The sequence below is a fragment of the Chryseobacterium sp. YIM B08800 genome, from assembly GCF_026163565.1.
GTDB lineage: Bacteria > Bacteroidota > Bacteroidia > Flavobacteriales > Weeksellaceae > Chryseobacterium.
Genome location: NZ_JAPDKN010000060.1, coordinates 1 through 7530 on the forward strand (window position 1 = coordinate 1; position 7530 = coordinate 7530).

9 protein-coding genes are annotated in these 7530 nt (G+C 31.2%); 4 read left to right on the forward strand and 5 right to left on the reverse strand.

The window, feature by feature from the left end; genetic code table 11:
- The 4 genes from OEW74_RS17695 to murI form a co-directional block, all read left to right on the forward strand.
- A partial coding sequence (locus tag OEW74_RS17695; RefSeq protein ID WP_265429724.1) for a PorP/SprF family type IX secretion system membrane protein occupies nucleotides 1-749 on the forward strand: 749 nt, incomplete at its 5' end.
- A gap of 51 nt (nucleotides 750-800) precedes the next feature.
- Nucleotides 801-1925 carry a radical SAM family heme chaperone HemW gene (hemW, locus tag OEW74_RS17700; RefSeq protein WP_265429725.1) on the forward strand — a complete coding sequence of 375 codons (1125 nt, stop codon included), beginning with the start codon at nucleotides 801-803 and terminating at the stop codon, nucleotides 1923-1925.
- A gap of 40 nt (nucleotides 1926-1965) precedes the next feature.
- The gene (locus OEW74_RS17705) at nucleotides 1966-3558 is read left to right on the forward strand and encodes a DUF4139 domain-containing protein (RefSeq protein WP_265429726.1); all 1593 of its coding nucleotides are present in this window, start codon (nucleotides 1966-1968) and stop codon (nucleotides 3556-3558) included.
- Nucleotides 3559-3605: 47 nt separating this feature from the next.
- Complete coding sequence (murI, locus tag OEW74_RS17710) at nucleotides 3606-4436, forward strand: glutamate racemase (protein WP_102979278.1); 831 nt, start codon at nucleotides 3606-3608, stop codon at nucleotides 4434-4436.
- A gap of 32 nt (nucleotides 4437-4468) precedes the next feature.
- Here murI and OEW74_RS17715 read toward each other — a convergent pair whose 3' ends face one another.
- The 5 genes from OEW74_RS17715 to OEW74_RS17735 all read right to left on the reverse strand — a co-directional run bounded on the left by OEW74_RS17715 (nucleotide 4469) and on the right by OEW74_RS17735 (nucleotide 7412).
- Nucleotides 4469-5068, reverse strand: a complete 600-nt coding sequence (locus OEW74_RS17715; RefSeq protein ID WP_265429727.1) for an RsmD family RNA methyltransferase — start codon at nucleotides 5066-5068, stop codon at nucleotides 4469-4471.
- A gap of 71 nt (nucleotides 5069-5139) precedes the next feature.
- A complete protein-coding gene (locus tag OEW74_RS17720; protein WP_265429728.1) occupies nucleotides 5140-5856 on the reverse strand; it encodes a DUF3822 family protein in 717 nt (238 codons plus the stop codon).
- Nucleotides 5857-5874: 18 nt separating this feature from the next.
- Entirely contained in the window at nucleotides 5875-6369 is a 495-nt protein-coding gene (locus tag OEW74_RS17725) for a Smr/MutS family protein (protein WP_074231099.1), read from the reverse strand.
- Nucleotides 6370-6464: 95 nt separating this feature from the next.
- On the reverse strand, nucleotides 6465-6962 hold the full coding sequence (locus OEW74_RS17730) for a metallophosphoesterase family protein (RefSeq protein ID WP_265429729.1): 498 nt from the start codon (nucleotides 6960-6962) through the stop codon (nucleotides 6465-6467).
- On the reverse strand, nucleotides 6963-7412 hold the full coding sequence (locus tag OEW74_RS17735; protein ID WP_265429730.1) for a hypothetical protein: 450 nt from the start codon (nucleotides 7410-7412) through the stop codon (nucleotides 6963-6965). It abuts the gene before it with no gap.
- Nucleotides 7413-7530: the final 118 nt, after the last annotated feature.

Sequence of the window (7530 nt, forward strand, 5' to 3'; positions counted from 1 at the left end):
AGTCTGTAGGGATTAATGCAAATATTTTTGACAGAGTTGGAGCAGGTCTTTCTGTTTTTAGAGATAGCAACGGTCCTATTTCAGCTGGAGGTATTACAGCTGGTGCATCTTATTTCATCCCACTAAGTAGTGAAGGGGAGAGAAAAGATCAGTTTTCTTTTGGTACAAGTGTTAACTTCTACAATATGAATTTTGATTACTCAAAAATCAATACTGAAGACGGTTACGACCCATTATTACAAGGTAATGAAAGTAATATCTTTATGGCTTATGCAAACTTCGGTTTAGCAGCTACTTATAGAGGAATTTTCGGGGGTGTTTCCGTAAACGATATCGCATTAAGCAATGACGAATCTATCGTAAACAATTACGAGCCTTCTCCAATCAAGTTTTTCTTAAACTTAGGATACGACTGGAAGATTGCAGACAATATTGCAATTACTCCTTCAGTTTTGGTAAACTTAAATACCAATTCTACAAGAATGACAGACTTCAACTTGATGGCTACATTCTCTAACGATATCAACGCATTCTCTTTTGGGGTAAGCTACAGAGCTGTTCAAAACAGATTTGATAATCAGGAATTAAGTGTTTCTCCAGTGGTAAAAGTAAGATTCAATAAATTTATGATTGGTGCTACTTACAACCTTGGAATGTCTGATATTCAGACTTATGGAGGAAACAGCTTCATGCTTGGAGTTGGTTATAACTTCGATAACTTTATTAATCATAGAGGATTTAGATATTAATCAATTTAATTTAAATAAATTTGAGCTCTGAAATTTTTCAGGGCTTTTTTTATGATTTACATTCACATCCCTTTCTGCAAACAGAAATGCAGCTATTGCAATTTTCATTTTTCCACTTCTTTGAATTTTAAAGATGAAATGCTGGATGCGATGAAAAAGGAAATTTTCCTTAGAAAAGACGAACTTCAGAATAAAAATTTGCAGTCTCTCTATTTTGGCGGCGGAACTCCTTCTGTGCTTTCTGCAGATGAAATTAAATCTTTAATTGATGAGGTTTTAAAACATTTTAGTTTTAATAATGACATCGAGATTACTTTAGAAGCCAATCCCGATGATCTGAATTCTCAATTTTTAAAAGGATTGTCAGATTCTCCGGTTAATCGTTTGTCTATCGGAACACAAAGTTTTTTTGATGAAGATCTGAAACTAATGAATCGTGCTCATAATGCCTCCGAAGCAGAAGGTTCTATTAAAAGAGCACAGGATTTCGGATTTGAAAATTTAAGTATTGATTTAATTTATGGTTCGCCAACTTCTAATCTGGAAATCTGGAAGGAAAATTTAAATAAAACCATTGCGCTTGAAATTCCACATATTTCGTCTTATGCTTTAACGGTTGAGCCGAAAACTGCTTTAGAAAACTGGGTTTCGAAAGGAAAAGTTTCAAACCCGAAAGAAGAAGAGCAGAACCGTGAGTTTTATTACATGATCGATTTTCTGAAAGATCATAATTTTAATCATTATGAAGTGTCAAATTTTGCCAAAGAAGGGGTTTATTCAAGACATAATTCTGCGTATTGGAAATATCAGGAATATTTGGGAATTGGTCCTTCAGCACATTCTTACAACGGAAATGATGTGCGAAGCTGGAATGTAGCCAACAATCAGCAATACATTAAAAAATTAAATTCAAATATTTTAGCAAAAGAAACAGAAATTCTTTCACAACAAGACCAGTTCAATGAAATGATTATGATTGGCTTAAGAACAATTTGGGGAGTGAATTTGGATAGTTTAAACCAAAAATTTTCTGAAAATATTTTAGATAAATTTAATAAAGAAATTCAGCCTAAAATAGAAGATGGTATCTTAAAAATAGAAGATAATCACCTTATAATCCCTGAAAAACATTGGTTTATGGCAGACGGAATTGCCTCTGATTTATTTCTTATTTAATAGTTACAAAAATGTATATTTGAAATAAATTATCATTACGATGGGAAAAAATATATTTCTTCTGTTTTTCTTTTTTGGGGTTCTGCATTATTCACAAAAACCAATTTTTGCTAAAGCTAAAGTAAATGCTGTAAACGTTTACAGAAATTCTGCAGAATTACAGAATTCTGCTACTTTTTCATTACCGGTAGGTACTTCAGAAGTTGTAATCACAAATCTTTCAGATGAAACGATAGAAAAATCTTTGCAGGTAAGTATAAATAACAAAAATGTAAATATTCTTTCAGTACAATTTACTGATAGTTACGTTTCTGAATACGATATGGATAAAACAAATCCACGTATCAAAAAAGTTACAGACAGTATTACATTGATTGAAGATCTTCTTTTTAAATCAAATATTGAGTTGGAAGCCAATACTAAAACATTAGAGCTTTTAGATAAGAATCAAACCGTTTTAGTAGGGAGTAATACTTCAAGCGTTGCTCAATTAATGCAGCTTACAGAATATTATAAAACAAAGAGAGTAGAAATAAGTACTGCATTGTCTGTTATTAACAAAAAAAATAATGATCTTCAAAAAAAACTTAACAGACTAAGAAGCAGTTTGAGAATTAATTCTGAACAGGAAGAAGCTTCAGCAGACGGAGTTGTTATTATAAAGCTAATGAGTTCTGTTGCTGTTAATGTAAAAGCTGACATTAACTATTTGGCTGAAAATGCTTATTGGGAACCTTTTTACGAAGTAAAAGGAAATAAAATTTCAGAACCTTTGGATGTTACATTTAAAGCAAAAGTGAGACAAGATACAGGATTAGATTGGAAAGCAGTAAAATTATCTTTAATTAATGGGCGATCGACAAGAAATAATACTGCTCCGGTTTTACAACCTTGGTTTTTGGAATCTTATAAACAGGAAGAACAATTTTCTGCGCGTGGATACAGTAGTAGAAGTGATACCGTTAAGGAACAAAAAATTGAAGAGGTGGTAGTTGTGGGTATGGCTTTCAGATCTGTCGAAAATCAATTTAATATTAGTTTTGATGTTGATGTGCCGTATGATATATTATCAAATAATCAGGAGAATTTTATTAATTTAAAACAGGTAAAAATACCTGCAAGTTATAAATATTTTGTTGCTCCGAAATCTAGAACAGATGCTTTTTTAATTGCTAAAATAAAAGATTTTAATAAGTATGATCTCATTTCTGCTCCTGCAAATATTGTTTTTGAAAACATGTACATTGGTGAAACTACAATAAAACCAAATCAAACAACTGATGAATTAAATATTACACTCGGTGATGACAAGAAAATTAGTGTTCGTAAAGAAATAATTGATGATAAATCTAATGTGAAACTTTTTTCATCTTATCAGGAAAAAACATTTACTTATGATATTGTTGTGCGAAATAATAAAAAGGATGCAATTGATATTGAAATAAAAGATCAGTTTCCATTGAGTAAAGATGAAAGTGTGAAAATAGAGTTGTTACAGGCAGGTAACGCAGAAGTTGATAAGGAAAAAGGGTATTTAACTTGGGATACCAAAATTTCTCCATCAGAAACAAAAAAACTCCGGGTGAGTTATAAAGTAAGGTATCCAAAAGATTTTTCGATTAGTAATCTTTAATTAGTTTACAATTCTATTCACTATTTTTGTATTAAATTTCACATCGTTTGAAAACTAAAAAACAAGATTATTCGCATCTTTCACCAAAACAGCCTATCGGAATTTTCGATAGCGGAGTGGGAGGTTTAACAGTTGCCAAAGAAATAAAAAGACTTCTTCCTAATGAAGATCTTATTTATTTTGGAGACACTAAACATCTTCCTTATGGTGAAAAATCTAAAGAAGCGATTATAGAATATTCTACGAAAATTTCTAACTTCCTTTTAGAACAAAACTGCAAAGCGATTGTAATTGCCTGTAATACGGCTACAGCAAATGCTTTACAAGATGTTATGAATTCGGTTGCGGGAAAAGTTCCTGTAATTGATGTTATCAATCCTGTTGCTGAAAAAGTAGCGTATGAAATTCATAATAATGTGGGGGTTATTGCAACGAAAGCAACAGTAAATTCAGGTTTGTACAAGAAAAGCATCCGTAAACACAATAAATTTATCAAGGTTGATGAATTGGCGACTCCGCTTTTGGTTCCTGCAATTGAAGAAGGTTTTAAAAATCATCCGATTACGCATTCTATTATTTATAATTATCTGAGTAATACTAAATTGAAGAATATTGAAACGTTGATCTTGGGTTGCACGCATTATCCGCTTTTGATTGACGAGATCAAACAATATTATGGAAACCGCGTTCGTGTGATTGATTCTCCGAATATTGTAGCCAATCATTTGACGATTATTTTAGATAAATATCATCTTTTGAATGATAATAATCCGAAGCCGAATTACAAATTTTACCTTTCGGATATTACCAAAAATTTCGAAAAAATATCCAAGAAATTCTTTGGCAAGACCATTGATTTAGAATTGAAAGTATTATAAAACAAAAAAAAAGACTCATAAAGAGTCTTTTTTTATTCTGTTATATCGCTGTTTTCGGTTTCTGCTTCCATTTCCGTTTCCTGATAAGGTTCGTAAAAACTAAAGCTCACATTTCCATATTTTCTGGTGAATTTATAATTCGGATGATCAAGCTTTAATCTGCTTTGATGTTCTACAATTAGGATTCCGTTAGGTTTTAAATATTTATTTTTTAAAACTAAAGAAAGCAATTCGTGATACTTTTTTTCTTCAGTTTCAAAAGGAGCATCAGCAAAAACGATTTCGTAAGATTTATTATTTCTGAATTTTTTCAGCCAGTCAAAAACATCACCTCTTTGAGTATTTACCTGCAAACTCATATCCAGTTCTGCAGCAGTAGAGTTAATAAAAGACGTATGTTTTGGGTTCATTTCAACGGAAGTCACATCTTGGCAACCTCTTGAAGCAAATTCTAAAGTAATAGAACCAATTCCCGCAAAAAGATCAAGAACGGAAATCGACTGCATATCGTAAGTGTTTTCCAAAATACTGAAAAGTGCTTCTTTAGCAAAATCTGTTGTTGGTCTTACGTCAAAGTTTTTGGGAGCGGCTATTTTTTTGGCTTTCCATTTACCGGAAATTATTCTGTACATTTTTGTTAGGTTTTAGATGATAGGTGAAGGGTAGCAGTAGAAACTAAATCCTAAAATCTGCATCCTGCAACCTAATTAAGGATGAAATTCTTATTCGGGATATTATCAAAAACAACTTTCAGATTTTTTACAAATTTCTGAAGTTCTGAAATGAATGTTTCGTTTTCTGTGGTTTCGCCATACACGTAAAAATAGGTGTCGTTGATTCCAAAACCGATTTTACTTAAAGTAAACATCACGAAATACAGAAAATCTACTTCCGAATTAACATCTAGGTTGTTATATAAGATGATTTTTTTATTGGATATCGCAAAAAACTCACATTGATTGTGGTAAAGATTGATGTGAATTTCTTTATTATTCTTATTGTTGATTGAGTTTAAAAATTTCTCTCCCGAAAAATTAAATTTTACCGGAACCGAAATGTCTTTTATTTTATTATAAAATTCTTTTGGAAAAGTATAATAAAACTGTAGCTTAAACTTTTTGTTGACAGAAAGCATCAGTTCTGTATTTTCTTTATCAACAGGTGCGTTGAAGGCAATCAAATCATATCCCGAGTCGTGATCTTCAAAACCTTCGGGCATTAAAGTAAAATGATTCAACGCAGAAACTACAGAAATTTCGTCATATCTCTGTTTCAGCAATGCATCTTCTAGTTTTCCGGAGATGAAATTCTTTGGCGATTCTTCGTCTACGAAATAAGACTTTTCTTCCAAAACACTTTTGTTTTTGATGATTTGGTAGATCAGTCCGTCTTTGGTAAAAAGTAAATTTAGTACGTTCATATTACAATTGTTGCAAATTTAGTGAAATTCTACCATTACCGCACCCGATTGATGATGAAGTATTTCCTTATTGTAAAAATCCAGACCTGTTTGGCTTTCAAGAACATCAAAAACCATTCTCTGTAAAGTTCCGTCGCCAATTCCATGTACAATTTCAAGTCTTTTTAAATGATTTTTTCTACAGAAATTAATCGTCTGAATCAGTTTTTCCTTTTGCAGAAACAACCTTTCGAAACTATCGTAATCATGAGGGTTTTTAACTAAGTTTTCAAAGTGAAGATCTAAAATCAAAGGGTTTTTATCATGCTTTTTAGAAACTACTTTTTTAGGTTCTGCCTTTTTTATGATTTTAATATTTTCATAAATTTCAGCATCTTTCGGAACCAGTTTTTCTTTCGGATATTGATAGGTGAAACCGTATTCGTCTTTAAAAACCACAATGTTTCCATTCACCGAAGTAATCACTCCGCTTAAATCTTCATCTACTACCGAAACTTTATTGCCAATTTTCATTTTTTTACCACTAATTAACACAAATGTTGTACACAAATTTTCACAAAATTATTGGTGTTATTCGTGAAAAATATTTGTGATATTTGTGTTTTAATTTATATTTTGGGTCCTAATTCTATTATCGCCAGATCTTTTATTTCATTACCATCAATCACAAACTGCATCATTGTTCTCATTTTATGCCATCCTTGTTTTCCGCAAGCTCCCGGATTGAGATGAAGTAATTTGTTTTTATCATCATACATCGCCTTCAGAATATGAGAATGTCCTGAAATAAATAATTTTGGAGCTTTTTCAGAAATTTCTTTCTTGGCTAAAGGAGTATATTTTCCGGGATAACCACCGATGTGAATCATTAAAACTTCTACATTTTCACAAAAAAAGCGATTTACTTCAGGAAATTCAGAGCGGATTTTCGCATTGTCAATATTTCCCCAAACACCTTTTAAAGGCTTTATTTTTTCAAGTTGCTCAATAATCTCAAAACTTCCAAAATCTCCACAATGCCAAATTTCATCGGCCTGCTTTGCATAATCTAAAATTCGGTCATCAATATAAGAGTGAGAATCGGAGAGGAGGAGGATTTTGGTCATTTATCTTATTGTTCTTTCTGTAATGTTTTGGTCATATTTCTCTTTGAAGATGGCAAGACGATCAGGATTCAATTCTCCATCATTTGTAAGTACTTTTTCTTTCAAAAGCCATTTTATCAATTTTTCCATAGCCTTTTTAGAATTCATAAAGCTGGCAATTTTATAAAAATCATTAGATTCTACTTTTACTTTTTCGGTCAGAAAATTAAGTACATAATAATCATCATCTTGATATCTTGATGTTTCATTATCCATCTGTCTGAAAAGTAATATTTCATCATCACTTTTCAAATTGTAAAATGAATATTCCACCATATTGATTTTTTCTGCTTTCAAAATTTGTTTTCCATCAAGCAAAACTTTATCATTTTTAATTTCAACTTCCTGAGTAAAGTAAAAATTAAAGCTCAGTATTAATAATGAGAATGCTAATAATTTTTTTGTAATCATTTTTTAATGTTTATTTTTTGCAAATATAAAAATGCTAATTGTTATAATAAGATTTTTTGTAGAAGCAATTTATTTTTAGAGCCTGTTTAAATTTTATTGAGTAATAATTTTATGGCAG